This is a genomic window from Kribbella pittospori (genome assembly GCF_004331465.1).
Taxonomy (GTDB): Bacteria; Actinomycetota; Actinomycetes; order Propionibacteriales; family Kribbellaceae; genus Kribbella; species Kribbella pittospori.
This window is the reverse complement of the sequence record NZ_SJKB01000004.1, coordinates 143,100-169,471: the sequence shown is the minus strand read 5'-3', so window position 1 is coordinate 169,471 and position 26,372 is coordinate 143,100. Positions and strand designations below refer to the sequence as shown.

28 protein-coding genes are annotated in these 26,372 nt (G+C 68.2%); 17 read left to right on the top strand and 11 right to left on the bottom strand.

Translation table 11 applies throughout. The features are described 5' to 3' along the window. Nucleotides 1–37: 37 nt before the first annotated feature. Nucleotides 38–655: an HAD-IA family hydrolase gene (locus E0H73_RS14410; protein ID WP_131355245.1), complete on the top strand. Its 618-nt coding sequence runs from the start codon at nucleotides 38–40 to the stop codon at nucleotides 653–655. After that, entirely contained in the window at nucleotides 652–1,854 is a 1,203-nt protein-coding gene (locus tag E0H73_RS14405; protein WP_131355242.1) for an MFS transporter, read from the top strand. The genes E0H73_RS14410 and E0H73_RS14405 overlap by 4 nt, the downstream gene beginning before the upstream one ends. Here the strand turns inward: E0H73_RS14405 and E0H73_RS14400 are convergent. The 8 genes from E0H73_RS14400 to E0H73_RS14365 all read right to left on the bottom strand — a co-directional run bounded on the left by E0H73_RS14400 (nucleotide 1,817) and on the right by E0H73_RS14365 (nucleotide 8,469). Continuing rightward, the gene (locus E0H73_RS14400; RefSeq protein WP_337590319.1) at nucleotides 1,817–2,020 is read right to left on the bottom strand and encodes a type 1 glutamine amidotransferase family protein; all 204 of its coding nucleotides are present in this window, start codon (nucleotides 2,018–2,020) and stop codon (nucleotides 1,817–1,819) included. The two genes, E0H73_RS14405 and E0H73_RS14400, sit on opposite strands and share 38 nt — an antisense overlap. 117 nt (nucleotides 2,021–2,137) lie before the next feature. Beyond that, nucleotides 2,138–3,091, bottom strand: coding sequence for an alcohol dehydrogenase catalytic domain-containing protein (locus tag E0H73_RS14395; RefSeq protein WP_131355239.1), 954 nt, complete (start codon nucleotides 3,089–3,091; stop codon nucleotides 2,138–2,140). Continuing rightward, nucleotides 3,088–3,915 carry a carbohydrate ABC transporter permease gene (locus E0H73_RS14390; RefSeq protein WP_131355235.1) on the bottom strand — a complete coding sequence of 276 codons (828 nt, stop codon included), beginning with the start codon at nucleotides 3,913–3,915 and terminating at the stop codon, nucleotides 3,088–3,090. The genes E0H73_RS14395 and E0H73_RS14390 overlap by 4 nt, the downstream gene beginning before the upstream one ends. Beyond that, nucleotides 3,912–4,844, bottom strand: a complete 933-nt coding sequence (locus E0H73_RS14385; RefSeq protein ID WP_131355232.1) for a carbohydrate ABC transporter permease — start codon at nucleotides 4,842–4,844, stop codon at nucleotides 3,912–3,914. Before E0H73_RS14385 ends, E0H73_RS14390 begins: the two co-directional genes overlap by 4 nt. Before the next feature lie 29 nt (nucleotides 4,845–4,873). Next, nucleotides 4,874–6,214 (bottom strand): ABC transporter substrate-binding protein, encoded by a 1,341-nt coding sequence (locus E0H73_RS14380; protein ID WP_131355229.1) that lies wholly within the window; start codon nucleotides 6,212–6,214, stop codon nucleotides 4,874–4,876. Continuing rightward, the gene (locus E0H73_RS14375) at nucleotides 6,192–6,581 is read right to left on the bottom strand and encodes a hypothetical protein (RefSeq protein WP_131355226.1); all 390 of its coding nucleotides are present in this window, start codon (nucleotides 6,579–6,581) and stop codon (nucleotides 6,192–6,194) included. The genes E0H73_RS14380 and E0H73_RS14375 overlap by 23 nt, the downstream gene beginning before the upstream one ends. Continuing rightward, nucleotides 6,542–7,288, bottom strand: coding sequence for a Gfo/Idh/MocA family protein (locus tag E0H73_RS14370; protein ID WP_131355223.1), 747 nt, complete (start codon nucleotides 7,286–7,288; stop codon nucleotides 6,542–6,544). The genes E0H73_RS14375 and E0H73_RS14370 overlap by 40 nt, the downstream gene beginning before the upstream one ends. Beyond that, on the bottom strand, nucleotides 7,285–8,469 hold the full coding sequence (locus E0H73_RS14365) for an ROK family transcriptional regulator (RefSeq protein WP_131355220.1): 1,185 nt from the start codon (nucleotides 8,467–8,469) through the stop codon (nucleotides 7,285–7,287). Before E0H73_RS14365 ends, E0H73_RS14370 begins: the two co-directional genes overlap by 4 nt. Nucleotides 8,470–8,704: 235 nt before the next feature. Between E0H73_RS14365 and E0H73_RS14360 the strand changes: the two genes are divergently transcribed. Beyond that, nucleotides 8,705–9,157, top strand: coding sequence for a GNAT family N-acetyltransferase (locus tag E0H73_RS14360; protein ID WP_202867388.1), 453 nt, complete (start codon nucleotides 8,705–8,707; stop codon nucleotides 9,155–9,157). 311 nt (nucleotides 9,158–9,468) lie between these two features. On the opposite strand, the gene E0H73_RS14355 is transcribed toward E0H73_RS14360, so the two are convergent. Both E0H73_RS14355 and E0H73_RS14350 read right to left on the bottom strand, forming a co-directional pair. After that, entirely contained in the window at nucleotides 9,469–11,145 is a 1,677-nt protein-coding gene (locus E0H73_RS14355; protein ID WP_131355214.1) for a GxGYxYP domain-containing protein, read from the bottom strand. A gap of 89 nt (nucleotides 11,146–11,234) precedes the next feature. Continuing rightward, complete coding sequence (locus E0H73_RS14350) at nucleotides 11,235–11,855, bottom strand: HAD family hydrolase (protein WP_131355211.1); 621 nt, start codon at nucleotides 11,853–11,855, stop codon at nucleotides 11,235–11,237. 122 nt (nucleotides 11,856–11,977) lie between these two features. Between E0H73_RS14350 and E0H73_RS14345 the strand changes: the two genes are divergently transcribed. The 5 genes from E0H73_RS14345 (at nucleotide 11,978) to rpmB (ending at nucleotide 17,451) form a co-directional block, all read left to right on the top strand. Next, nucleotides 11,978–13,261, top strand: a complete 1,284-nt coding sequence (locus E0H73_RS14345) for an ABC transporter substrate-binding protein (RefSeq protein ID WP_131355208.1) — start codon at nucleotides 11,978–11,980, stop codon at nucleotides 13,259–13,261. Nucleotides 13,262–13,286: 25 nt separating this feature from the next. Beyond that, a complete protein-coding gene (locus tag E0H73_RS14340; RefSeq protein ID WP_238163999.1) occupies nucleotides 13,287–14,315 on the top strand; it encodes a carbohydrate ABC transporter permease in 1,029 nt (342 codons plus the stop codon). Next, the gene (locus E0H73_RS14335) at nucleotides 14,305–15,132 is read left to right on the top strand and encodes a carbohydrate ABC transporter permease (protein ID WP_131355201.1); all 828 of its coding nucleotides are present in this window, start codon (nucleotides 14,305–14,307) and stop codon (nucleotides 15,130–15,132) included. The genes E0H73_RS14340 and E0H73_RS14335 overlap by 11 nt, the downstream gene beginning before the upstream one ends. A gap of 30 nt (nucleotides 15,133–15,162) precedes the next feature. Next, on the top strand, nucleotides 15,163–17,145 hold the full coding sequence (locus E0H73_RS14330) for an aldo/keto reductase (RefSeq protein ID WP_131355198.1): 1,983 nt from the start codon (nucleotides 15,163–15,165) through the stop codon (nucleotides 17,143–17,145). 84 nt (nucleotides 17,146–17,229) lie between these two features. After that, complete coding sequence (gene rpmB, locus E0H73_RS14325) at nucleotides 17,230–17,451, top strand: 50S ribosomal protein L28 (RefSeq protein ID WP_131355194.1); 222 nt, start codon at nucleotides 17,230–17,232, stop codon at nucleotides 17,449–17,451. Between the two features lie 70 nt (nucleotides 17,452–17,521). On the opposite strand, the gene E0H73_RS14320 is transcribed toward rpmB, so the two are convergent. Next, entirely contained in the window at nucleotides 17,522–18,523 is a 1,002-nt protein-coding gene (locus E0H73_RS14320; RefSeq protein ID WP_238163998.1) for an SAM-dependent methyltransferase, read from the bottom strand. Nucleotides 18,524–18,558: 35 nt separating this feature from the next. Here E0H73_RS14320 and E0H73_RS14315 point away from each other — a divergent pair, with 35 nt between their 5' ends. From E0H73_RS14315 to E0H73_RS14275, 9 genes are all read left to right on the top strand, one after another. After that, on the top strand, nucleotides 18,559–20,178 hold the full coding sequence (locus E0H73_RS14315) for a DAK2 domain-containing protein (RefSeq protein WP_238163997.1): 1,620 nt from the start codon (nucleotides 18,559–18,561) through the stop codon (nucleotides 20,176–20,178). Further along, nucleotides 20,175–22,424, top strand: coding sequence for an ATP-dependent DNA helicase RecG (gene recG, locus E0H73_RS14310; protein WP_131355187.1), 2,250 nt, complete (start codon nucleotides 20,175–20,177; stop codon nucleotides 22,422–22,424). The genes E0H73_RS14315 and recG overlap by 4 nt, the downstream gene beginning before the upstream one ends. Next, a complete protein-coding gene (gene rsmD, locus E0H73_RS14305) occupies nucleotides 22,421–22,981 on the top strand; it encodes a 16S rRNA (guanine(966)-N(2))-methyltransferase RsmD (RefSeq protein ID WP_131355184.1) in 561 nt (186 codons plus the stop codon). The genes recG and rsmD overlap by 4 nt, the downstream gene beginning before the upstream one ends. Continuing rightward, nucleotides 22,974–23,444 carry a pantetheine-phosphate adenylyltransferase gene (gene coaD, locus E0H73_RS14300; RefSeq protein ID WP_131355181.1) on the top strand — a complete coding sequence of 157 codons (471 nt, stop codon included), beginning with the start codon at nucleotides 22,974–22,976 and terminating at the stop codon, nucleotides 23,442–23,444. Before rsmD ends, coaD begins: the two co-directional genes overlap by 8 nt. A 130-nt stretch (nucleotides 23,445–23,574) precedes the next feature. Next, nucleotides 23,575–24,090, top strand: coding sequence for a YceD family protein (locus E0H73_RS14295; protein ID WP_238163995.1), 516 nt, complete (start codon nucleotides 23,575–23,577; stop codon nucleotides 24,088–24,090). 67 nt (nucleotides 24,091–24,157) lie between these two features. Beyond that, nucleotides 24,158–24,349 carry a 50S ribosomal protein L32 gene (gene rpmF / locus E0H73_RS14290; protein ID WP_131355175.1) on the top strand — a complete coding sequence of 64 codons (192 nt, stop codon included), beginning with the start codon at nucleotides 24,158–24,160 and terminating at the stop codon, nucleotides 24,347–24,349. A 15-nt stretch (nucleotides 24,350–24,364) separates the two neighbouring features. Beyond that, the gene (rnc, locus tag E0H73_RS14285) at nucleotides 24,365–25,096 is read left to right on the top strand and encodes a ribonuclease III (RefSeq protein WP_131355172.1); all 732 of its coding nucleotides are present in this window, start codon (nucleotides 24,365–24,367) and stop codon (nucleotides 25,094–25,096) included. Then, the gene (mutM, locus tag E0H73_RS14280; protein ID WP_131355169.1) at nucleotides 25,097–25,951 is read left to right on the top strand and encodes a bifunctional DNA-formamidopyrimidine glycosylase/DNA-(apurinic or apyrimidinic site) lyase; all 855 of its coding nucleotides are present in this window, start codon (nucleotides 25,097–25,099) and stop codon (nucleotides 25,949–25,951) included. A gap of 186 nt (nucleotides 25,952–26,137) precedes the next feature. Then, nucleotides 26,138–26,293, top strand: coding sequence for a hypothetical protein (locus tag E0H73_RS14275; RefSeq protein WP_233712037.1), 156 nt, complete (start codon nucleotides 26,138–26,140; stop codon nucleotides 26,291–26,293). The last annotated feature ends 79 nt before the right edge of the window (nucleotides 26,294–26,372 follow it).

The following is a 26,372-nucleotide window of genomic DNA, read 5'->3' as shown; positions in this document are numbered from 1 at the left end:
ACCTTATGCTCGTGGGACGAGTTTAATTGGAGGGGTGATGGGGCTTCGCGACATCCGCGCGGTGCTGTTCGACATGGACGGCACGCTGGTCGACTCCGACGGTGCCGTCGACCGGACCTGGACGCTCTGGGCGCAGGAGTACGGCGTACCGCCGGCTGACGCACTGGCGATCGCTCCCGGCAGTCCGTCCGAGGCGACGATCGCGCGGCTGCGGCCCGATCTCCGTCCGGCGGAGGTATCCGCGGCCGCGGCGCGTTTGCTGGATCTGGAGTGCGAGGACCTGACCGATGTCGTGCCTGCACCTGGTGCACATGAGCTGATCGCGCTGCTCGAACGGCTCGGCCTGCCGTGGGCCGTCTTCACGAGCGCCTCCACCCGACTGGCGAAGGTCCGCCTCGGAGCTACTGGGATCTCGCCGTCGATCCTGGTCACCGTCGACGACGTCACCCGCGGCAAGCCGGATCCCGAGGGCTATCTGCGGGCCGCCGAGCTGGTCGGCGTACCTGCTGAGCAGTGCCTAGTCGTCGAAGACACCGAGGTCGGCCTGGCCGCCGGCCGCGCGGCCGGCGCGCTCACGGCCGGCCTGAAGGGCACAACCGCCGACATCGAGCTACCCGACCTGCACCACCTCGTCGCTGAGCTGACCCGCGAATGAGCACGGAGGCTCCGGTGCGGGCGGGGGAACAGGCACGGCGCGACGAGGTCCGGATCGGGATCGGGCTGTCGTCGATGGGGTTCGTGCTGGCCGGACTGGGAGCCTGCATCGCGATCCTGGCGCGCGATCTCGACGAGCCGACCGACCGCTTGGCTCTGCTGTCGTCGGGCTTCGCACTCGGTCTGCTGATCGTCGCGGTCGTCGGGCCGCGGATCCTCCGGACGTGGCCGATGACGACGGTCCTCGCGATCGGGTCGGTGGTATGCGCGTTCGGCACGGTCCTGCTCGCCCTGGCTCCTGTGTACGCCGTGGCGATCGCAGGAGGACTGTGTGTCGGCCTGGGTGGGGCCCTGCTCGTCCTGGTCGCGCCGCTCATGCTGGACGGTCCCACCGCCGCCGCGCGCCTCAGTCGGGTCAACGCGGTAGCCAGTGGCACCGGCATCCTCGCCCCACTCGCGATCGGAGCCCTCGACTCCCTCGGCCCCACCGGCCGTCTGGCCATGCTCGCCGCCGCGCCACCCCTCGTGGCCCTGGCCGTCCTCAGCCGCCGCGCGCAACGGCCGCATCCTCCTGGCCGCCCGGTCGACACGCCGGTCCCCGTCCTGATCGACTCGGCTCCGGCCGTCGGCCTCGGCAGACGGTGGTTGGGCCGCAAAGTCGCTCTGGATGTCGGACTGGGGTGGTTGCGGGTCGTACTGGCCGTGGCGGTGGAGTTCTGCTTCGTGGTGTGGGCTGTGGCCCGACTGGTGGACAGCGGTCTGTCGACGGCAACCGCCGCCGTACTGGGCAGCGCGTTCCCGATCGGCATGGCGGTGGGTCGCGCGATCGGCCCGATCCGTTGGCGCGGCTGGTCTCCCGTCGTACCGTCCGGACTGCTCGCGATCCTCGGCACCTTGTTGGTCAGCCTGTTCGACGCACCCGCGGCCGTCGCCCTCGGCCTGGCCATCGCCGGTCTGGGTGTTGCTCCGCTCTACCCGGTGACCCTGGCCGCCCTGGTCGCGACTCCAGGTCTGAGCCCCGCCCGCCTGTCGGCGATCGGCGCTCTGGCGTCCGGTACGGCGATCCTGATCGCGCCCGCTGCACTCGCCGGACTGGCCCGCGTCGTCGACCTCCGCACCGCGTACCTGGTCACCCTCCCACTGCTGATCACGCTGTTCGTCCTCAGTCGCCGGCCGGCACGCGCAACCGCGGCGAGTTGACCGTCACCAGGTCCGAACGAGGTCGGGTCGGCGCGGCCCAGCACACCGCGTTGGCGAGCACGCGCTGGATGTCCGGGTGGTGGTAGGCGGGGTAGTCCTGGTCGCTGGGCGAGAAGTAGAACACCTTGCCGGCCCCGCGGGTATAGGTGACGCCGGACCGGAACACCTCGCCGCGCTGAACGTGGACAGGAACACGGTCTAGTCCGGCTGCGGGATGTCGAAGTACTCGCCGTACATCCCCTGCTCCGGGACCTCGATCAGACCAGGACCCGGATGCGGCTGTTCATGACGACCTGAAATCGACGACGGACTTTATGAAGCCGTGCGGCTTGCTCCGGAGTGTCTCGAACGCCTCGTCGATCCGGTCCGCGGTGAAGCGATGGGTGACCAGTTTCTGCAGTTCGAGCCGCCCGGCCTGCTGCAGGCGGAGCCCGGCCAGCGTCGCCTCGCGAAGCAGGCGCTGGTCCCGGACGTGGGCGTTCACGACGTCGAGCGCTTTCCAGTTCCAGTCCTGCAGATTCACCTGCCGGCGTCCTTGGTGGTAGCCGAGAATGGACAGTACGCCGTGAGGCCGGACGAGGTCACCAGCCAGATCCAGTCCGGCCTGCGAACCGGACGCCTCCACGACGACGTCGACGCCGGCGGTCTCCCGGCTGTTCATGCCGTAGCGGAGCGCGCCCGGCACACTGGCCGGCTCGTAGACCCGGCCGGCACCGCAGGCCGTCGCAGCATCTCTGGCGTCGGCGCGTGGATCGATGACGATGAGGTCGGAGATGGCCGACGACGCCAGCAGTTGCACCATGATCAGGCCCATGAACCCGCCGCCCACGACAGCGACGGATGCGCCGGGCGCGGTCGGCGTACGCCGGTAACCCTCGACGACGCAGCCAACCGGCTCGGGGAGGGCGACCGCGGGATCGACCCCGTCAGGGATGAGGACGAGGTCGGCCAGGTCGGCAACGGCGTACGTCGCGAACGACGGGAAAATCCGGCCGCCGACCAGCGAACCGGCCGGGACATCAATGCCCGGTCCTGCCTCGATCACCTCACCGACGGGCTCGTGCCCGAGCTGCATGGGGTACGTCGGCTGCGGGTTCGCCCACGTGGGCAGGTCGCTGGCGCAGACGCCGACGTTCTGCACGCGGACGAGGACCTGGTGCGGGCCAGGCGTCGGTACCTTCTGCGGTACGAGCCGGCCGGCGCCGGGGCGGGTGAGTTCATAGACGGTTGCGCTCACTTGCTGGCTCCTGCGGTCAGGCCCTGAATGAACCGGCGGTTGAGGACGACGTAGATGATCAGGACCGGCAGCGCCGCGAGCGTGGTGCCGGCGGCCAGTACGGAGGTGTCGGTGGTGAACCGGCCCTGGAAGAACGTCAGGCCGATCGGGAGCGTGCGGACGTCGTCGGTCTGCAGGAAGAACAGCGGGACGACCAGCTCGTTCCACGACGTCATGAACTGCAGGATCACGACGGCCTGCAGTGCCGGACTGACCAGCGGCCGCACGATCGACCAGAGCGTACGGATGTCGCCCGCGCCGTCGATACGGGCCGCTTCCACGAGTTCGTACGGCATGTCCCGCAGGCTCGCCCTGAGGAGGAAGATCGCGAACGGGATTCCGATCGCCGTCTCGACCAGGACGGCGCCGATCCGGGTGTTGACGAGGCCCATGTTGCGCAGCTGGAAGAACAGCGGGATGACCACCGACCAGACGGGGATCATCAGCCCGAGCAGGAACGTGTAGAACACCGTTGAGCTCAGGCGGAGCTTCAGCACGGTCAGCCCGTACGCGGCAGGAAAGGCGACGGCAAGCACCAGGGCGACGGTCCCGAAGGCCACGATGGTGCTGTTCAGCAGGTACTGCGAGAAGTGCGCCTGGTCCCACGCGGTCAGGTAGTTGCGGAAGACCGGTGGCCACTCGAACGAGAACGGGTCGAGCGAGGTCGCGTTCGACGTACGGACCGACTGCAGCAGCACCCAGAGCAGCGGGACGAGGGAGATGATCGAGACGACGGCCAGGGCCGCATGGACGGAGATCCTGGTCGGGGTGGCGGTCCGGCTCACTGTTCGCTCCTTTCCCGCAGCCGCAGGAACACGATGGTGATGACGAGGATGATCAGGCTCAGGATCACCGCGGCCGCGGCGCCGTAGCCGACCTGGTGGGTGACGAACGCCAGCGAGTAGATGTAGTAGGCAACGACCTCGGTGCTGTGACCGGGGCCGCCGTTCGTCATGATGTAGACGAGGTCGAACGTCTTCAGCGTGTTGATGAACGACAGCACCAGCAGAAGGGTGATCTGGTTCCGGATCCCGGGCAGGGTAATGTGCGCGAACTGCTTGACCGGGCCGGCGCCGTCGACGGAGGCCGCCTCGTACAGGCTGCGGTCGATCGACTGCAGGCCGCCGAGCAGGATCACCATCGCGAACCCGAAGTAGGTCCAGTTGGCCGTGGCGATGACGGCCGGCATCGCGGTGTGCTGGTCGGACAACCAGCCGACACCGTTCAGGCCGGCGGCCCTGAGGGTGGCGTTGAGGATGCCGGTGTCGGGTTGGTAGAGCTGGTTCCAGGCGATCCCGACCACGACCAGCGACATGGTGGCCGGGACGAACAGCACGGTCCGGAACAACGTCCGCGCCCGGATCCAGGACGCCGACAGCAGCGCGGCGAGCAGCAGGCCCAGTCCTTGGGCCAGCCAGCTACCGGCCACCCACTCGAGATTGTTGAGCAAGGCGCCGAAGAAGCGTCTGTCGCCGGCCAGTTCACGATAGTTGTCGAAGGCTACGAACGACTTCGACGGCGACAGGCCGTTCCAGTCGGTGAAGCTGAGGTACACGGTCTGCAGGATCGGCCACAGCGTGAAGACCGCGTAGATCGCGGCGGCGGGAAGCACCAGCCAGTAGCCGATGACACCGGCGCGCGGGCGCTGGCGGGCGGCGGCCTTCGAGGGTGGCCCGAGTACGGTGGGTCGCTCAAGCGAGGTGGATGCGCTCACAGCTGCTCAGTCCCTGGTGGTCGTCGGTGTCACTTCTTCGCGCGGGCCTTGGTGAGGGCCTCGTCGAGGGTGGTCGCGAAGGCGGCGGCATCACGGCTGCCGCCGAGGAACTGCTGGGCCGCGCCGTTCCACGCCTCGGTGACCAGGGCGCTGGAGGTGTAGCCGGTCCATGCCCCGATGCCGCCACCGTCCTGCGCGGCCCGGACCACGTCGACGTTCTGCTGCAGCAGGGGAGCGACGTCGACCTTGCTGGTGTCGTACTTCGAGGTCGGGAGCACACCGGCCTTCAGCCAGGTCGCCTCGGCGGTGTCGGAGAAGTGGACGAAGTCGATCCAGTCCGCGGCGATGTCCTTGGCCTTGGACGATTCCGAGATCGACCAGGCCCCGCCGACGCCGCCCTCGGCCTGCTGCTTGAGGGCACCATCGACCATGGGGAACGAGACGAACCGGAAGTCGTCCGGGTGGCTCGCGTTCTGGAGGATGTCCGGCGTCACGCCGGTTCCCTCGACGAACATGCCGGCCTGGCCGGTGTAGAACGACTTGAACGCGTCGTCGAACGCGACCCCGTTGAAGTTGCTGGTCAGGTAGCCCTTCTTCGCCCACGACTGCGCGAGCGCCAGCGAGGCCTGCACGCTCGGGTCGTGCCAGGTCGCGCTGCCGCCGAGCGACTCCAGCGACCGGATCGTCTCGACTGGGGTGTTCGCGTGCAGGGCCGCACCGATCAGGTGCGAGGACGGCCACTGGTCTTTGTTGCCAAAGGCAATCGGAGTGACCCCGGCCGCCTTCAGCCGGTCGGCGGCCGCGACGAACGCCGGGTACGTCGTCGGGGCGGCGATACCGTGCTTGGCGAAGATCGCGGTGCTGTAGAAGAGCCCGACCGCTTCGCTCGAGCGCGGGACGCCGTACAGCTTGTCGTTGTACTTGGCGCGGTCGAGAACCGAGGACGCCATCTTTGCGCTCCAGCCGTACTTCTCGGCGTACCGGTCCAGTGGTGCCACCAGGCCGTTCGTCGCCAGTTCGCCGAGTGCCGACTCCGCGGCGTCGTAGTCGAAGATGTCCGGACCGGACCCGGAGGCCAGGGACGTCGGCAGGGTCTTCTGCTCGTCGTCCGCGGACAGGAACTGGATGTCGACGGTGACCTCGGGATGCTTGGCCTCGTACGCCTCGCTCAGCTTCTTCAGCACCGGCTGCAGCGCGGCGTTGTCCCCGAACTGCGAGACGACGGTCACGGTGGCCTTGTCGCCGACAGTGAGGCCGCCGGAATCGTCGTCGGTGCTGCCGCCGGTGGTCGTGCCGCAGGCCGAGAAGGCGAGGACGGCCGCCACTGCGACGGCGCCCCGGAGCGCGTTACGCGGAGAGCGCTGGATCATGACTGTCTCCTTGGGTCTGAGTGAGAGATGCCGGCACGAGCGCCTCGGAGGCGTCCGCCACGAGGTGCACGTGGCGGGCTCCGTCGGCGAAGGTCGGCAGCCGGGACGGACGGGTCCGGGTCGAGACGGCGGAATAGAAGTCGGTGAACATCGCCCGGCGGGCACTGTCCGGTGCGGGTTCCGATCGCCAGAACTCGCCCGCGACAGACGCCGGCGCGTGGCTGTCGGTGCGCAGGCTGGACGCCGAGGAACGATCGGTGACGGTGACCACCTCGGAGTCTGACAAGGACCACTCGGCCGCACCGTCGTGACCGTCGACCGCGATGCTCAGTGCGTTCGAACTGCCGGCGGCGATCTGGGAGGCCACGAGCGACAGCGCCACACCGTCGGCACTGAGTGCGGTCGCGAGGGCGACATCGTCGCGCCAGGAGCCAAGCCGTCGAGCGCGGTGAACGTCGTGTCCAGTCTCTCCAAGCGCGTGCCGCTGACGAACTCCACGAGGTCGATCAGGTGCACGCCGATGTCGTTCAGTACGCGTGAACGCCCGCCTTGTGCCGGGTCGCTTCGCCACGAGTGCACCCGGTCGAGAGCCCAGTTCTGGAGATACCCGGCACGGATCGTGTGCAGCGAACCAAGTCGGCCGTCGGCGATCAATCGTTGCAGGCGAGGGACGAGAGGGGAGTAGCGGTAGTTGTAGGCCACAGTGGTGATGGCCTCGTGTTGTTCGGCGGCGGCCGCGAGGAGGTCGGCGTGGGCCGGAACAAGGGTCAGCGGCTTCTCGCACAGAACATGCTTGCCGGCGGCAATCGAAAGGCGGACCACATCGAAGTGCTGGTCGTTCGGCGTACAGACATGTACGGCGTCGATCTCGGGGTCGGTGACCAGTTCGACGGCATCGGCGGTCCAGCGTCGTACGCCGAGACGGCGGGCGGCCGCGGCTGCGGTGGCCGGACCTGATCCGGCGATCATCGTGACCTCGACACCGGGCAACGTCTGGAGCACAGCCGCGTGGATGGCGCCGACGCCGCGGGCTCCGATGATGCCGACGCGGGTCACCTGGCTGACTCTGGTCATCGCGCCGGCGCTTCCGACAACCTGCGGGCGGTACGGGTGAGCAGGCCGGCACTGGTGATCTCGTCGATGATCATGATCGCCGCACCGAGGCTCGCCGACTCGGGACCCAGCGCCGACGGGACGATCTGCAGATCGCGGGTCGCCAGCGCGAGGGAGCGGCCGTAGATGGTCTCGCGGATCCGGGCCAGGAAGTCGTTGTCGCCGGCCATCCGGCCGGCCACCACGATGGTGGCCGGATTGAAGAAGTCGACCACGACGGACAGCACCTGGCCGATGTTCTCGGCAGCCTTGTCGAGCAGCTCGCGGCACGCGGTGTCACCGAGTTGGGCACACTCGACCACCAGGCGGGCCGAGATCTCCTGCCCTGCCGTGCTCGCCTTCGCGAGCATGGCGCTCCGGCCGGACGTGGCCAGAAGTTCCGCCTGCTCGGCGATGTGGTCGCCGCCCTGAGTGGTGACCAGGCTTCCGGCGCTTCCCTGCGCGCCGCGGTGCAGTTTGCCGTTCGAGACCAGGCCGGCGCCGACCCACGCGCCCAGCTTGATCACCAGCAGGTCGCGGACCTGTTGCCCCTGACCCACCATCTGCTCGGCCAGTGCCATCAGGTTCACTTCGTTGTCGATCCGCGCCGGGACGCCGAAGCGTTCCTGCAGACGGTCCCGCACCTGCTGGTCGTGCCAGTCCGGATGGACCGGCGGGTGAATCGTGCGACCGGTCTCGAACTCCACCGGCCCGGCGATCCCAACCCCGATCCCGCACAGCGGGTGATGGGCTTTGGTTGCGGTCAGCCCCTTCTCGACAGCGCGCTCCAGTGCATTGAGGACCGGCTCTGGGCCCTGCCGCATCGAGACCGTGACTCGCTCCTCCCACAGCAACTCGTGCGCGAGGGAGAACACCGTCACCTGCAGGTGGGTCATCGCGATCTCCGCACCGACAACGACTCCCCGGCTCCGGCTCAGCGACAGCGCCGTACCTCGGCGTCCGCCCGTACTGGCGTTCGCCCCGGTCTCCTCGACCAGGCCGGACCCGACCAGCCACCGCACCCGCTCGGACACGATCGCCTTGCTGAGTCCGGTGCTGGTCGCCAGGTCGGCGCGAGAGACGCCGCCGGTGTCGCGGATCGCCGCCAGGATCGCCGCCGAGCTCGGCGAGGACATCGGGTTCGTGTCGAGAACTTCGTCCACAACTCTGCCTTCTTCGTTCACTGAGTGATCGAAGTTGATCGTAGAGTGGACTTAGCGGCGCGCGCAAGACCCGGAAGCCGATAGCATCGGCCGCATGGAGTGTTTTGCCGCGGGGCGTACTCGGCGCTGAAGGTTGGCCCGTCGCAGCGTGGGCTGCGGGTGGGTCACGCGCGCCCGATTTCCTTTAGTGTGAGAGGCACACTTCATGTTCATTCGTTCGTACATTCACTCTGACTTGCCCCGGCTCATCGACTTCACCATCGAGACGTTCGGGCCGTTCTACGAGGAGTCGTTCCGGCCGCTGGTCGGCGAGACGATCTTCGGCATCCAGCACGGCAACTGGCGCGACGACTACCACAAGCAGGTCGCGGGGCTGCATGATCCGGACCAGCACAAGTACGTCGCGGTCGCCGAGGAGAACGGTGTACTCGCCGGCTATGTGGCGTGGGCGGTGGAGCCCGAACGGCGGCATGGCGAGGTGACCATCCTTGCCGTCGCGGCTCAGCACCGTCGGGAGAACCTCGGCACTGCCCTGTGTGAGCACGCCTTCGACGGGATGCGAAGCCTGGGCGCGGAGGTCGTCGAGATCGGCACTGGCGGTGACGACTTCCACGCCCCTGCCCGAGGGCTCTACGAGAGCCTCGGGTGCATCAAACTCCCGGTCGCGGTCTACTACCGCACGCTCTAGGGGCACTCGGTCGGGATCGGGGGGGGGCTGGTCGGTTGGCGGGGTAGGTGCTCGGGCGCACGGAACAACTTCGTGGTGACTGTGCACAGGTCGTGTCATGTCCACGGCCCCCAGATCCTGTCCACGGCCCAGATGACTGGGGCGGAGGTGCGACCTTGTGCACGGGTTGACCACGTCAACCGGTGGTTGGTGGTTGATCGGTGCACAAGGTCGTGGGTGTACGGCGCGCCGTCGGCCCGCACCCCGCGGGTCGGCAGCACAGGTTCGTGGTTGGCGATTGATGCCGGTCGGCGCGAGGAGTTCGCTGCCGTTTACGGCCGGGCGTACCGGCCGACCATCTTCACCAGGGTGTCCGGCGGGACGACCTTGACGTGGGGGTCGAGTCCGTCGACAACAGCCAGCACGTTGTCGACGGACTTGCTCCACGCGTGCCAGACGACGACTGAGTAGCCGGCCGTTGAGCGCGGGTTGCGCGTGGCGGCGTTGAGCTCAGCGGTCACCGAGGCCTCGTCGGCGCCGTCGAGTCCGTCCCAGAGCATCGTGCGGGCGGAGATGACCGGCTTGCCCTCGGACCAGACGACCTTGCCCTTCAGACCGTCGTACCGGGAGTACTCGAGGTAGATGAGTCCGTCGATCTCACGGCGCTTGAGGTACGACGACCACAGGCCGGTGTTCTCGAATGCGTCGAAGTCGATGATCTGCGCGACGGAGAGATCTGCCCGGCCCATCGCCTTGGCCAGGGAAGCGGTGTGCTTGTCCAGCGCGGCGGCGGGGTAGCGGCTCGGGTACATGTAGCCGCCGCCTGACGGTCCTACGACCCAGCGGTCCTTGCGCGACTGGTCGTAGTACCAGCGCATCACCGAGGGAGCGAGATCGATCAGCGACGGCGAGATGCCCCAGCCCAGGTCGACCTCCCCACGCCGAGGACTCCCGAACCACCGCGGGTCGGTCGGAAAGTCCCCAAGCATCCACTGAATGTTGTCCCCGTCCGTGATCAGGAAGGTGACGTAGTGGGCGTTCGGGTCGGGTTCGGGGACCCTCCCCCCACCCCCTCCGCTCTGTTCGTTGCCCGGAGCACCTGCTGCGCCGGAGCGGGCACCCGCAGCTGGACCTCCGGCCAGAGCGGGGTCGTAGAGCCGCCCGCGCTGCTGCAGTCGGTCCTCTCGGATGCCCGAGAGCACTGACAGGTTGCGGGCGTGGTCGGCGGGAAGCGCCTTGACGCCGGCGGTGGAGTTCACGCCGATGAAGGCGTCCTCGCCGTTCGACGCGTCGCCCCAGCCGATCACGGTGGCGTCGTCGTCGAGTGCGTCGACCACCTCGGCGCGGAAGTCCGAGTTGCCGTCGAAGAAGGCGAGCGTCCCCGCCATCGTCACGTAGTCCCGCAGTCGCTCCGGCCAGTCTCCCTTCTGCTCGATCGCGACGTCGTGCCGCAACCGTGGCCAGTAGTTGTCCATCACCCAGCGGTCGTCCTTGTCCCGCACGTCCAGCACCTTGCGCAGGCCGTGCTGGATGGCGAGCGCCTCCAGGCTTTCCTCGACGGCCACCGCTCCGGTCAGCCCGGAGAGCGTGGTCGCGACGTTGACCGACGGGGTGCCTGTTCGGAAGAGAACATATCCGTCGACGCCGGACCGGGTGACGGTTGTCCACAGGTCACCGGAACGCGTGCGAACGCCGTACCGGGAGACCAGGTCGTCCAGCCAGATCTGGTAGCCGAGCGACGGGATGTTCAGATACAGCGACTCGCCACCGCGGCGGGCGAGCAGCCCCTGCAGCGTGGTCGCGAGCGTCCGCTCAGCGGAACTCAGCGAGTCCTCGGTCAGCACGTTCAGCAGCCGCGGCCGCTGCCCCTTGGGGTACGCCGCAGCACCGGCTGCGGAGGCGGCGGAGGCGACGGAAGGCACAGAGAACGAGGGAGCAAGGGACGCCAGGCCCAACCCCGCGGTCAGGCCGAGGGCGTGCCGGCGGGTGAGACGTCGTCGATCGGACATGCGGTGCCTCCAGGGAGCGGCTGGTGGACTGTCCTACGTTGTCATCTGCCCCGAGACCATGCCACAAGCCGTCACCGCCTCACAAGAGGTTAGGCCGGAATCGGCAATCCGTAACGGCGTAGCAGCTCCACCAACGTGTCCACTCCGGTCGACAGGTCGTACACCTCGGCATGCAGTCCGACGCTCAAAGCACCCGCCACATTGGCTTCGTTGTCGTCGATGAACAGCACCGACGACGCCGGTACGTCGATCGCGGCCAGGATCGCCCGGAAGTACGCCGGATCAGGCTTCGCCAACCCCAGATCGCACGAGTAGAAGCTCTGGTCGAACCACTCGCCGTAGCCGCGCTCGTCGTGCATGAGCGACCGCCGGTACGCCTGCTGGTTGGTCGCGAGATGACAGCCGATCCCGGCGGCGCGCAGGCCCTGGATCAACGACACCACCGCCGGCTCGGCCGCGAACCACTGCCACGGCTCGAGTGCGTCCTCGACCGTCGCGGTGGAATTCCAGCGCTGCAGGACCTCGGCGAGCGCGTCCCGGAAGTCGCCCTTGCCTACCAGGCTGGGCTTCTCGGCCGCCATCACCTCGGCCACGAAGGTCTCGCCATCGGCCGGGACGAGCGAATTCAGGCGCGACCACCAGTCGATGGTCGGGCGCTGGAGCACGCCGTCGGCGTCGAACAGGACGGCGGTGACAGAGGTCGTCGGCATGAATCCATCCTGTCAGCCCGGGGCCTTGACCGGTTCAGTCGGTATGCGCTTACCTTATGGGCTACGTAAACATATCTGGACACCTTCCGGCGAAAAACAACAGAAAGCGCCAGGTGAGGCGTATGAGTCTGAGCAGAAGGAAGTTCCTCGCGTTCGGTGCCGGCGCCGCGGCCGCGAGCACCGGTTTGAGTGGATGTGGCTCCCGAAGTTCGCTCGGCGGATCGGACGAGCTGAGCATGTGGACGTGGGTCGGATCGGTGAACGACGACCTGATCGGCCAGGCGGAAAAGGCGATTCCGGGCCACGACGGCCTGCGGCTGTCGATGACGCGGATCGGCAGCAACTACAAGACCAAGGTGCTGACCTCGCTGGCCGGCAAGTCGCTGGTCCCCGACATCGTCGCGATCAACGACGACGTGGCGACGTACTTCCCCAACGCCGACCAGTTTCACGACCTGTTCGAACTCGGCGCCAAGGAGCGCGAGAGCGAGTTCCTGCCCTGGAAGTGGAAGCTCGGCGTCACGCCGGACAACAAGATGATGGCCTACCCGATGGACACCGGTCCGACGGCGCTGTTCTACCGCACCGACGTGTTCAGCAAGGCCGGCATCGACATCGACCCCGCCGCGGTCGCCGGGCTCGCGCCGGACTGGGACACCTACATCGCGCTCGGCAAGAAGGTGAAGCAAGCCGTCCCCGGCTCGTCGATCACCGACAACATCAACAGCATCTTCGCCTACCGGATGGCCCAGCAGCCGAAGCGGTACATGACCGAGGACGGGCAGTACATCGGCGACCAGGACCACGTCCGCGAGGCGTTCGACCTGGCCATCCGCGTGGTCAAGGAAGGGCTGTCCGCCAACGCGCAGGACGGTTCGACCGACGCGGATGCGGTCGTGACCAACGGCAAGCTGGTCGCCTTCAACGCCGCTGTCTGGTGGGCCCAGCTCGGCCCGAAGAACGCGGCGCCCAAGACGAAGGGACTCTGGCGGGTGACGGCGGCTCCTGGTGGCGCCGGCAACCGTGGCGGGTCCTTCCTGGGCATCACGAAGTACTGCAAGAACCCCGAGGCGGCCTTCGCGTTCATCAGCTGGCTGGAGTCGGCGAAGAACCAGGCCCAGGCCTTCCTCGATCCGGTGCTGTTCCCGTCCACGCCGGCCAGTTACACCGATTCCCGGCTGGCCGCGCCGGATCCGTTCTTCGGCGGTCAGAAGATCGTCGAGGTGTTCGCGGAGTCGGCCACGAAGTACCCCGGCGCCTACTTCTCGCCGTACGACTCGATCATCGGAGCGCCGATCAGCGCCGAACTCGTGAACGTCGAAGTGGCCGGCAAATCACCGGACCAGGCCTGGAACGACGCACAGCACCAGGTCGAACGTGAACTCACCCGGGCGGGGGCGATCTGAGATGACTGCCACCAAAACACTTCCCGTGACTGTGCGCACCACGGACACCACCGCCAAGCCGCCGGGCAAGTACCGCCAGGCGTTCCCGCAGTACGCCGCTGTCGCGCCGTTCTTCATCCTGTTTGCCATCTTCGGCGCGTTCCCGGTGCTGTTCTCGATCTGGATCTCGTTCCACGACTGGGACGGCATCGGCTCGATGACCTGGGTCGGCCTGCAGCAGTACAGCTACCTGCTCGGCGATCCGAAGTTCTGGCAGGCGATCGGCAACACACTGATCATCTGGGTGCTGTCGACCGTGCCGATGTTGCTGCTCGCGCTGGTCATCGCCAACGCGCTGCACAACGCCACCCGGTTCCGCAGCTTCTACCGGATTGCCTACTTCATCCCCAACGTCACCTCGGTGGTCGCGGTCACCCTGGTGTTCGGGTCGATCTTCAGCAACAACTTCGGCCTGCTCAACGCGTTCCTGCAGTCGGTCGGCCTGGGCAAGGTCGAATGGCTGACCCAGCCGTGGGGCATCAAGATCGCGATCGCCACCATCGTCACCTGGCGCTGGGTCGGCTACAACGCGATCATCTTCCTGGCCGGACTGCAGGCGATCTCGGCCGACGTGTACGAGGCGGCCAAGGTCGACGGCGCCAGTTCGCGACAGGTGTTCTGGCGGATCACGGTGCCGATGCTGCGGCCGGTCATCCTCTTCACCGCGGTCACCTCGACCATCGGCGGACTGCAGATCTTCACCGAATCCCGGGTTCTGTTCGGTGACACCAACAACATCGGCGGCCCCGGCAACGCCGGTATGACGATCGTGTCGTACCTCTACCAGAGCGCGTTCATCAACAACCAGTTCGGGTACGGCGCCGCGATCGGCTGGGCGCTGTTCATCCTCATCGTGTTGTTCTCGATCATCAACTGGCGACTGATCGGCGGCCGGGACAACGAGCGGATCGCCCGTCGCGCCGCCCGCCGGGCCGAACGCAACATCGCCGCCCAGAAGGCCGCACAGCAGGAGGAAGCGCAGCAGACCACGAAGGAGGCCGCCGATGTCCATTGAGCGCATCCGCACCACGATCGGGCACATCGTCTTGATGCTCGGCGTCTTGGTCTCGATCTTCCCGTTCTACTGGATGCTGGTGATGGCCTCGAACACCACACCGGACATCTTCAGCTACCCGCCGAAGCTGGTGATCGGCTCCCACCTGTTCGAAAACATGGGCAAGGTGCTCGACAACGTCGACTTCTTCGGAGCGATGCTGCTCACCCTGATCGCCTCCCTCGGCGTCACCGTCCTGGTCCTGTTCTTCGACTCGCTGGCGGCGTTCGCGTTCGCGAAGTACGAGTTCCCGGGCCGCAACCTGCTCTTCGGGTTGCTACTGGCAACCTTCATGATCCCGACCCAGCTGTCGCTGGTGCCGCAGTTCGTCACGCTCGCGGAGTTCGGCTGGATCGGATCGCTGAAGGCACTGATCATCCCGGGCGCGGCGAACGCGTTCGGCATCTTCTGGATGCGCCAGTACGCCGCCGGCGCGATCCCGGACGAGCTCATCTCGGCCGCCAAGGTCGACGGTGCCGGCTTCTTCCGGCAGTACCTGACCGTCGGTCTGCCGGTGCTGCGGCCCGGCCTCGCGTTCCTCGGCATCTTCACCTTCATCAACGTCTGGAACGACTACCTCTGGCCGCTGATCGTGATGACAGACCCGAACCGGCTCACCCTGCAGGTCGCCCTCGATCAGCTCAACGGCATCTACGGCACCGACTACTCCATGGTCATGGCGGGCGCCCTGATGAGCGTCATACCGTTGATCGGGGTCTTCCTGATCGGCGGCCGGCACTTCATCTCCGACCTGGCCGCCGGCGCCATGAAATTCTGATCCACACCGACAACGAAAACGGGACACCTCTTGACTGACACCAAGCTCCGCTGGGGCATCCTCGGCACCGGGAACATCGCCTCCCGGTTCGCCAGCCAGGTGCCGACCTCACCGACGAACGCGGTCGTCGCCGTCGGCAGCCGGTCGATCGACTCCGCCAACGCCTTCGCCGACAAGTGGGACATCGCCAACCGGCACGCGTCGTACGACGACCTGCTCGCCGACGAGACCGTGGACGCGGTGTACATCGCAACGCCGCACCCGATGCACGTCGAGTGGGCGATCAAGGCCGCCGAGGCCGGCAAGCACGTGCTGTGCGAGAAGCCGCTGGCGATCAACAAGGCCTGGGCCGAGGCGATGATCGAGGCCGCGGTACGCAACGACGTCTTCCTGATGGAGGCGTACATGTACCGCTGCCTGCCGCAGACCAAGCTGATCGCCCAGCTGGTCCGCGACGGCGAGCTCGGCACCGTCCACCAGATCCAGGCCACGTTCGCGTTCGCGTCGGCGTTCCGGCCGGAGTCGCGGATCTTCGCCGACGAGCTGGCCGGCGGCGGCATCCTCGACGTCGGTGGCTACCCGGTCTCGATGGCCCGGCTGATCGCGGGTGCGGCGACCGGGCAGCCGTTCGCCGACCCGGCCGCGGTGACCGCGGTCGGCACGGTCGGCGAGACCGGAGCCGACGAATGGTCCGTGGCGACGCTGTTCTTCGAGGGCGGCGTCACCGCTCAGGTGAGCACCGGCGTGCGGCTCAGCGACCAGAACCAGGTCCGCATCTTCGGCAGCAAGGGCTACCTGGTCGTCGAGGACCCGTGGTTCGGCGGCGACGGCAAGCCGACCCACGTCACCCTGCACAAGGTGGGGGAGGAGCCGCGGGACATCTCCGCGGACCCAGCGCTCATCTACGCGGCCGAGGCCGAGGCGGTCGCGCGGGCGATCGAGCAGCGGCAGGCACCGGAAATGAGCTGGGCCGACACGCTCGGCAACCTGACCGTCCAGGACGCGTGGCGGGCCGCGATCGGGCAGCAGTACGCCAGCGAGCGGGACGACGCCAAGGTCCCGACCGCCACCGGCCGTCCGCTGGCCAAGCGCGCTGACGCCCCGATGACCTACGGCAAGGTGCCCGGGCTCGACAAGCCCGTCTCCCGGCTCGTGATGGGCGTCGACAACCAGCAGACGCTGCCGCACGCGGCGGTGGTCTTCGACGACTTCGTCGAGCGCGGCGGAACGACGTTCGACACCGCCTACATCTACGGCGGCGGCCGGGGCGAGAAGCTGCTCGGCCAGTGGATCACGTCCCGCGGCAACCGCGACGAGATCGTTGTCATCGGCAAGGGTGCGCACACGCCGCACTGCGATCCGGAGTCGATCACCCGGCAGCTGCACGAGAGCCTCGAGCGGCTGCAGACCGACCACGTCGACCTCTACATGATGCACCGCGACAACTCCGAGATCGATGTCTCGGAGTTCATCGACGTCCTCGACGAGCACTTCAAGGCCGGCCGGATCAAGGCGTACGGCGGCTCCAACTGGTCGCTGCCGCGGTTCGACGAGGCCAACGCGTACGCCGAGGCCAACGGCAAGCAGCCGTTCACGCTGCTCAGCAACCACCTCAGCCTCGCGCGGGCGTACGACGTACCGTGGAAGGGCTGCCGGCACGTCTCCGACGACGAGTCGCAGGCGTGGCTGCGGGAGCGGCAGGTCGCGCTGTTCCCGTGGTCGAGCCAGGCGCGCGGGTTCTTCACCGGGCGGGCCAAGCCGGAGGACCGGTCGGACGAGGAACTGGTGCGCTGTTTCTACTCCGACGAGAACTTCCGTAGGCTGGACCGGGCGCGGGAGCTGGCGGCCGCCAAGGGAGTCGAGCCGACGGCGATCGCGCTGGCCTGGCTCCTGCACCAGCCGTACCCGGTGTTCCCGCTGATCGGGCCGCGGCACGTCAGCGAGACCCGGACCTCGACACCGGGGCTGTCGGTCACTCTCACCGACGAGGAAGTGGCCTACCTCACTGCCTGATCGGCGAGTGTGGACCGAATTGGTCGTGCGTCAGGCCGCATGTAACATGGTCTGTCGGTGTCACGACCCTGAACACGGAGAATCATGTCTAAGAAGTGCGATGTCTGCGGCAAGCAGCCGACGTTCGGCAACAACGTTGCCCGCCTGGGTAAGGGCGCGATGATCCGTCGGGTCAAGGCTCGTACGCCGCGGCGGTTCAACCCCAACATCCAGCCGGTCCGGGCGCTCATCAAGGGCACCCCGACCCGCCTGAAGGTCTGCACGTCCTGCATCAAGGCCGGCAAGGTCCAGCGCGTCGTCGGCTGACCCCAGCTTTCTCCGTCGTAGGGCCTGAAACAGGCGCCCGGGATCACCCGGGCGCCTCTTTCGCGTCTTCTCACACCTTGCGGGCGACGACGGTGATCTCGTTGCGGTTGTGATGCAGTTGCCGGGCGTGGAGTACGTCGTACTGCTGCCGCAGCACGTCGATACCGCGCCGGGCGCCGTCGAGCGGGTTCTTCCCGCCGCCCTTGAGCGTGACGATCGCGAGTCCGCCGCGGCGCAGGTGCGCCGCCGCGTCGACCATCATCCGGGCGCTCATCACCTGGTCCATCCGCATGTCGTTCACCACCACGTCGAACCGCACCCGGTTCTCCGCGAAGAACCGCCCGGCCGTCGTCGCGGCGTGATGGATCCCGCGGTCGCGCTGCAGCCGCTGGTCCAGCGAGCCGGGGTCCACCGACCACACCTCCTGCCCGTGCAGCCGCAGGATCCGCGTCCACCCACCCGGCGACGCACCCAGGTCGACGGCCTTCCCACCCGGCGGCAACTCCAGCCCGAAGGTCGCGATCGCCTCCTCCAGCTTGAACTCCGACCGCGACACCCGTTCCTCGGCCCGAGCCAATCGCATCCGCCCACCCGGCCAATCCGACAGGCTGTCCGCGCGCCGGTTCACCCCGAGCAGGACCGCTCGCCGGCCCACGAAGCACGAGACGACAACGTCCTGCCCCGAGCGGGTCACGCTCACCCCACGCTCCGTGAGTGCCTGCTCGAGCCGGTGGTAGTACGAGCCGCCAGTGCCTGCATCGTCGGTCCAGGCCTGGACCGCGAGCGCTTTCGGGTAATCAGGCAAGGCGCTCAGCACCAGGTCAGCCAGCTCGTAATCCGGGGGCAGCTCAGCGAAGCTGGCGATCTCGGTGGTCAGGTGCCGGACGAACACGATCCGCCCGGCATCGCACGCCGCGGCGATCTCGCCCACGGACAGACCGCCCTCGACGATGCGCCCCAGGTCACCGCTGACCCGCTCGATCCGCACCTCACGCCCGAACTCGCCCCGGATCTCCCGGACCGCCCACTCATAACTGTCGGCAGCAACCGAGAACAGAATCGGGGAGAGCACAGCACATGGTAAGCGGATTGGTTAGCCTTCCGGGCGTGGAGGAATTGACGGTCGAGGTGTTGCGGGCCTGGGCTCGGACGGCGTTGGTCGAGTTGGGCCGTGCGCGGACCGAGATCGACGAGCTGAACGTGTACCCGGTGCCTGACGGCGACACGGGTACGAACCTCTACCTGACCTGGGAGGCCGCCTGCGACGCGCTGCCCGCGGGCGAGCTGACCTTCGCCGAAGCCATCCAGGCGTTCGGCCGCGGCGCGTTGCTCGGCGCTCGCGGCAACTCCGGCGTCATCACTTCCCAGCTGATCCGCGCCTGCGGCCTCCGCCTCGCCGAGAACCTCCCGCGTGACCAGGCCACCGATGTCCAGGCCGTGCTCGCCGACCCCCGGATGAGCGAGCCGGCCGCGTTCGCGGACGCACTGAAGTACGCCGCCGATGCCGCGTACGGCGCAGTGGCGCAACCCGTCGAAGGGACCATGCTGACCGTCGCCCGGGCAGCGGCGACCGGCGCGACCACGGCTGCGAACGACGGGAAGAGCCTGGCGGACGTGTGCCTGGCCGCCGTCGCATCCGCCCGGCAGGCGCTCACCAAGACGACCGAGCAGCTCGACGTACTGCGGCGCGCAGGTGTCGTGGATGCCGGGGGAGCGGGCCTGGTCGTGATCCTGGGCGCGATGGAGTCGGTGCTCACCGGGCAGATCGTGCGCGTCGACGTACCGGCGCGGGTCGAGCCTCAGGGCGAGAACGGCGAGAGTCAGGACGGACCGGCGTACGAGGTGATGTACCTGCTGGACGCGCCGGACGACAAGGTCGCCGACTTCCGCCAGGTTCTGGCCGGTCTCGGCGACTCGGTCGTCGTGGTCGGTGGCGACGGGCTGTGGAATGTGCACGTCCACACCGACGACGTGGGCGCCGCGATCGAGCACGGCATCGACATCGGCCGGCCGCACCGGATCCGGGTCACGCACTTCGCCGACCAGACCCACCACGAGCCGCCCCCGGGCCGCGCGGTGATCGCCGTCGTCGCCGGTGAAGGGCTCGCAGACCTGTTCCAAGAAGCCGGAGCACAGGTCATCGTTGGCGGCCCAGGGCGGCGGTGCTCGACCGGGGAACTGCTGCGGGCGATGGAGAAGTCGAAGGCGCCCGAGATCGTGCTGCTGCCCAACGACAGCGACTCGCTCGCGGTCGCCGAGGCCGCCGCGACCGCGGCCCGCCAGGACGGGATCCGAGTGGCCGTGATTCCGACCCGGGCCCAGGTCCAGGGGCTGGCGGCGATCGCCGTGCACGACCCCGAGCGCAGCTTCGACGACGACGTCGTACACCTCTCGGCGGCGGCCGGGCAGACCCGCCACGGCGCCGTCACGATCGCGGTGAAGGACGCGTGGACGATGGCCGGCATGTGCCGGGTCGGCGACGCGCTGGGCGTGGTCGACGGCGATTTCGCGCTGATCACGGAGGATCTGGAGGAGGCGGCGTTCGGCGTGGTCGACCGGCTGCTCGGCGGTGGTGGCGAGCTGCTCACCATCGTCACCGGCCGGGACGCGGACCCCGCTCTGGCGGCGGCTGTGGAGCGGCACGTGCGGCGGAACCGCAAAGATGTCGACGTCGTGGTGTACGACGGAGGGCAGGACAGGTACCCGCTGCTGATCGGGGTGGAATGAAGACTGACATGGACAGGAAGGTCCGCGACTTCCTCGGTGCCAGGACGGCGAAGATCTTCGCTGACGTGCTCGCCATCGAGACCGTCGGCGACCTGCTGCGGCACTACCCGCGCCGGTACCTGAAGAAGGGGGAGCTGACCCCCTTCGACGAGCTCGAGGTGGGCGACCAGGCGACCGTGAACGGCCGGGTCAAGAAGGTCACCGTGCGGTCGCTGGACACCAAGGCCGAGATCCCGCTCACCGACGTACAGAAGTGGGCCCGGCGCAAGACCCTGACCAAGGTCGTCGTCACCGACGGCCGGCGCGACCTGGAGCTGGCGTTCTTCAACCAGCCCTGGCTCGCGACCAAGCTGACGCCGGGGACGGCCGCCCTGTTCTGGGGCGAGGTGACGATGTTCCGCGACATCATGCAGCTGAAGAGCCCGGGCACTGAGATCCTCGACGACGAGGACCTGTCCGAGGCCGAGATCGAACGCCGGGCGAGGCCGTTCCGGCCGCTCTACCCGGCCACCGCGAAGTTGCCGACCGCAACGATCGAGCGGAGCGTGAAGATCGTCCTGGACAGCCTGGACGAGGGTCTCGACGACCCGATCCCGGAGCTGATCCTGCGCAACGAGAAGCTGCTCAGTCTGCGCGAGGCCTTGCAGAAGGTGCATCTGCCGGACACCGAGAAGGACATCCGCGACGCGCAGCACCGGTTCCGGTTCGAGGAAGCCCTGGTGATGCAAACGATCCTGGCCCAGCGCCGGGCCGTCACCGACGCGCTGAACGCGATCCCGCGGCCGCGGACCGAGGGCGGGATGCTGGACGAGTTCGACCAGCGGCTGCCGTTCGAGCTCACCGCCGGTCAGGCGGAGGTGGGCGAGGAGATCTTCGCCGACCTGGCCCGGCCGCACCCGATGCACCGTCTGCTGCAGGGCGAGGTGGGTTCCGGCAAGACCGTGGTCGCGCTGCGGGCGATGCTGTCGGTGGTCGACTCTGGCGGTCAGGCCGTGCTGCTGGCCCCGACCGAGGTGCTCGCCACCCAGCACCACAAGACGCTGACCAAGATGCTCGGCGATCTGGCCGAGGAGGGCATGCTCGGCGGCGCGGAGCGGGCCACCCGGGTCGGGTTGCTGACCGGCTCCCTGGGCGCGGCAGCCCGACGTACGGCGATGCTCGACGCGGCCAGCGGCGCCGCCGGGATCGTGGTCGGGACGCACGCGCTGCTCGAGGACAAGGTGCAGTTCGCGGATCTCGGGCTCGTGGTGGTCGACGAGCAGCACCGGTTCGGGGTCGAGCAACGGGCGGCACTGAGTCAGAAGTCCGGCGAGAACACTCCGCACGTGCTGGTCATGACGGCGACGCCGATCCCGCGGACCGTGGCGATGACGGTGTTCGGCGACCTGTCCGTCTCGACGCTGACCGAGCTCCCGGCCGGACGCTCGCCGATCCAGTCGTCCGTGGTCCCGGCGAAGGAGAAGCCGGACTGGCTGCAGCGCGCCTGGGCGCGCGTCCGCGAGGAGGTCGGCAAGGGCCATCAGGCGTACGTCGTGTGCCCGCGGATCGGTGACGACGTGAAGAACGCGGCCGACGAGGAAGGCGAGTTCGTCGCGGGCGAGGAGGAGAAGGCCGGCGGGAAGAAGCAGCAGGCCCGGCCGCCGATCTCGGTCATGCAGGTGGCCGAGGCGCTGGCCGAGATCCTGCACGACCTGCGGGTGGAGATTCTGCACGGCCGGCTGCCGGCCGAAGAGAAGGACGCGGTGATGTCGCGGTTCGCGGCCGGTGAGGTCGACGTACTGATCGCGACCACGGTGATCGAGGTCGGCGTCGACGTACCGAACGCGTCGACGATGGTGATCATGGACGCCGACCGGTTCGGCATCTCGCAGCTGCACCAGCTACGTGGCCGGGTCGGCCGGGGCCGGGTGCCGGGGCTGTGCCTGCTGGTGACGGACCTGTGGGCGGGCTCGAAGTCGTACGGGCGCTTGGACGCGGTCGCATCGACGACGGACGGGTTCGAGCTGTCGCGGATCGACCTCGAGACCCGCCGTGAGGGTGATGTGCTGGGAGTCGCACAGTCGGGTCGGCGGAGCAGTCTGAAGCTGCTGAGCGTGCTGCGGGACGAGGACATCATCTTCGCCGCCCGGCACGTGGCGAAGACGATCGTCTCGGTCGACGCCGAGCTGGCCGAGTACCCGGCGCTCCGGTCGTTCGTGCGGAGCGCGCTGGAGTCGGAGACGACCGAGTATCTGGAGAAGACGTGAGCCGGATCGTCGGGGGAGCGGCGGGTGGTCGGCGGATCGCCGTACCGCCGGGGAGCGGGACGCGGCCGACCGCGGATCGGGTTCGGGAGGCGCTGTTCTCGTCGCTGGAGTCCGAGTTCGGCAGCCTGCACGGGCTCGCGGTGCTCGACCTGTACGCCGGATCCGGCGCGATCGGACTCGAGGCGCTGTCCCGGGGAGCGGCGCGCGCGGTCCTGGTGGAGTCGGATCGGAGGGCGGCCGAGGTGATCGCGGCCAACATCAAGGTCGTGGGCTTGCCGGGCGCGACCGTGCTGACACGCCCGGTGGAGAAGGTCACGGCGGGGGAGAGCCCCGCGGTCTTCGATCTGGTGTTCGCGGATCCGCCGTACAAGCTGGAGACGGAGGAGTTGCAGGACGTGCTGACCGGCCTGGCCGCGAACGGCTGGCTGGCCGACGACGCGGTCGTCGTGGTCGAGCGGGGCAAGCGGGAGCCGTGGGAGTGGCCGGAGGGGTTCGCCGCGCTGCGGGACCGCAAGTACGGCGAGGCCCGGCTTTGGTACGGTCACCGCCATGAGTAGGGCGGTCTTCCCCGGCACCTTCGACCCGCCGACGGTCGGGCATCTGGACATCGTCACCCGGGCGGCCGCCGCCTTCGACGAGGTGATCGTCGCGGCCGGGGTGAACCAGTCCAAGCACCGGCTGTTCAGCCCCGACGAGCGGGTGGAGATGCTGACCGAGCTCGCCGCGCCGTTCGGCAACGTGCGGATCGGGACCTTCGAGGGGCTGCTGGTCGACTACTGCCGGGCCGAGGGCGCCGGCGTGATCGTGAAGGGCCTGCGGTCGGCGGCCGACTACGACTACGAGTTGCAGATGGCCCAGCTCAACCGCGCGATGACCGGGGTCGACACGGTGTTCCTGCCGACCCGGGCGGAGAACGCTTTCATCTCCTCCAGCTGGGTCAAGGAGATCGCCCGCCTCGGCGGCGACGTGAGCTCCTTCGTCACACCGGCTGTTCACTCCCGGTTACTGGAAAAACTCTAGATGTACCCCGAATTGGGCGACTGGCCGCGGAGTTGGTAATCTAGACAACCGGTCTCGACGAGACCGAGATTTTGCCTTGCCCACGCCTGAGAGGAACGTCCTGAGCGTCTTGGACCCGCGGTCCCCACTCGTGATCGACACGCACGAGCTGACGCGCCGCGCCGGGTCCCAGCGCGAGGTCACCTTCACGGCACCGGCTCCGGCGGATCTCGGAATCGACGTGATCGGCGTCCCCGAGGGCGATCCGATCCAGTTCGATCTACGGCTGGAATCGGTCGTCGAAGGGGTCCTCGTCACCGGGACGGCCCGTGGCCGACTGGTCGGGGAGTGCGCGCGGTGCCTGGTCGATATCGAGGACGAGTTCCTCGCTGACGTCCAGGAGCTGTACGTCTACCCGGAAAGCGAAGCCGAACCCGACGAGGCCAGCCGGATGGAGGGCGATCTGATCGACCTCGAGCCGGTGCTGAGGGACCAGGTGGTGCTCGCGCTGCCGTTCCAGCCCTTGTGTACGGACGACTGTCCGGGTCTGTGCCCCGAGTGCGGGGTACGCCTGGCGGACGAGCCCGGCCACAAGCACGAGGACGGGACCGACCCACGCTGGGCGGCCCTCGGCGGACTGCTCCAGAACGACCAGCAAGACAACTGAAGACCGAATACACGTCAGCCAGCCGGCCGGGTCCACAAACCCCCGGCCGAACCGAGGAGTCATAACCGTGGCCGTTCCGAAGCGGAAGATGTCGCGCAGCAACACCCGCAACCGCCGGGCCCAGTGGAAGACCACTGCCCCGTCGCTGGTCACCTGCGTGAACCCCGCCTGCCGCGCGAAGCACCTGCAGCACACCGTTTGCCCCACCTGCGGCCAGTACGGCGCCAAGGGCGAGCGCCGCCAGGTCGTCGAGAGCTAAGCGACACCTCACCCAGTGAATTCGGTCAACGAGACGGGGCTCTACGCCGAGCTGAACCAGCGGCTCGGCGTATCGCTGGCTGACGAACTACTGGAGCACGCCTTCACCCACCGCTCGTTCGCGTACGAGAACGGTGGGCTGCCGACGAACGAGCGGCTGGAGTTCCTCGGGGACTCCGTGCTCGGCGTCATCGTCACGGAGTCGCTGTTCCGCAATCACCCGGACCTGTCCGAGGGCAGGCTGGCCAAGCTGCGCGCCGCGGTGGTGAACATGCGCGCGCTCGCGGGTGTCGCCCGCGACCTCAAGCTGGGCAAGTACCTGCGGCTCGGCCGCGGCGAGGAAGCGACCGGAGGCCGGGACAAGTCGTCGATCCTGGCCGACTGTGTCGAAGCGCTGATCGGTGCGGTTTACCTGGACCGTGGCTTCGAGACCGCCGGCCGGGTCGTGCACAGGCTGTTCGACGACCTGATGGAGTCCTCGGCCCGGCTCGGCGCCGGCCTGGACTGGAAGACCTCGCTGCAGGAACTGGTCGCGCAGCTGGGCGTCGGCGTGCCGGAGTACGTGATCGCCGAGTCCGGCCCGGACCACGCCAAGACGTTCGAGGCGCGGGTCCGGATCGGTTCGGACACGTACGGTCACGGCATCGGCCGGAGCAAGAAGGAAGCCGAGCAGCAGGCCGCGGAGACCGCCTGGAAGGCGCTCCGGGCCGCCCACCCCGACAGCACAGATCCATCCCAGCAGCCCTAGGTGCCTGAGCTTCCTGAGGTAGAGGTCGTACGCCGGGGTCTGGCGGAGTTCACCACCGGCCGGACCATCGACGCGGTCGAGGTCCTGCATCCCCGCCCGGTACGGCGTCATGCCGCCGGGCCGGACGATTTCGTCGCGCGGCTGAAGGGGCAGGTGTTCACCGAGCCGGCTCGGCGCGGGAAGTACCTGTGGCTGCCGCTGGAGTCCGGGGACGCCGTACTGACCCATCTCGGGATGAGCGGGCAGTTCCGGGTCCAGCCGGTCGGCGCGCCCGACGAGCCCCATCTGCGGGTCCGGTTCCGGTTCGCCGACGACGGCGGAGAGGTCCGGTTTGTGGACCAGCGGATGTTCGGTGGTCTGTCCTATTCCGAGGGTGGTGCGGAACTGCCGCCGGACATCGCGCACATCGCCCGCGACCCGTTCGATCCTCTGTTCGATCCGGACGCCTTCGTGGCCGCGGTGCGGCGCCGCAAGACCGGGCTCAAACGGGCCTTGCTGGACCAGACCGTCATCAGCGGAGTGGGCAATATCTACGCAGATGAAGCGTTGTGGCGGTCAAGAATGCACTACGCCCGGGCGACGGAAACGCTGAAACCCTTACAAACAAGGGAGATCCTACGTCACGCCCATGAGGTGATGGCCGAGGCGCTGGATGTCGGCGGGACCAGCTTCGATGCCCTGTATGTCAACGTGAACGGGGAATCGGGGTACTTCGAGCGTGGCCTGAACGTCTACGGACAAGAGGGTTCGCCGTGTCCGCGCGACGGGCGGCCGATCCGTCGGGAGCCGTTCATGAACCGTTCGTCGTATCGGTGCCCGAAATGTCAGCCGATCCCTCGCCATGTCCGCTGGTGAGCGAGGTATCGTTAATAAACGTGGCCCAGGTTGACCGTCGGCCCCGCCGGTGTCACCCTGAAAGACGGCACACATTTTCAGCGCTCCACGTCGTTGACCCCAGGAGCGCACCCGGCCAGAACCCTTCCGGAGGACAGCACAATGGCCAAGGCTCTTCTAGGGCACCTTGGAGGCACTGACCCGCGCATGCTTGAGCAGGTTCGTCTGCTCAACCGGCGTGTCGCCGATCTGGAGGCGCACGTGATGCGTCTGCAGGCAGAGAACGACCACCTCGTCGCACAGGTCCACGAGGGCCGGCTGCTTACCGTCGACGAGGCTCTGCGCGCCCCCGCTTCGGTCTGAGGACCCGAGCCGCGACAACGAGAGTTCCATCTCTACCGTCCGCACTACCCACGGCGGTGGCCCCCGTCCGGGCCCCCGC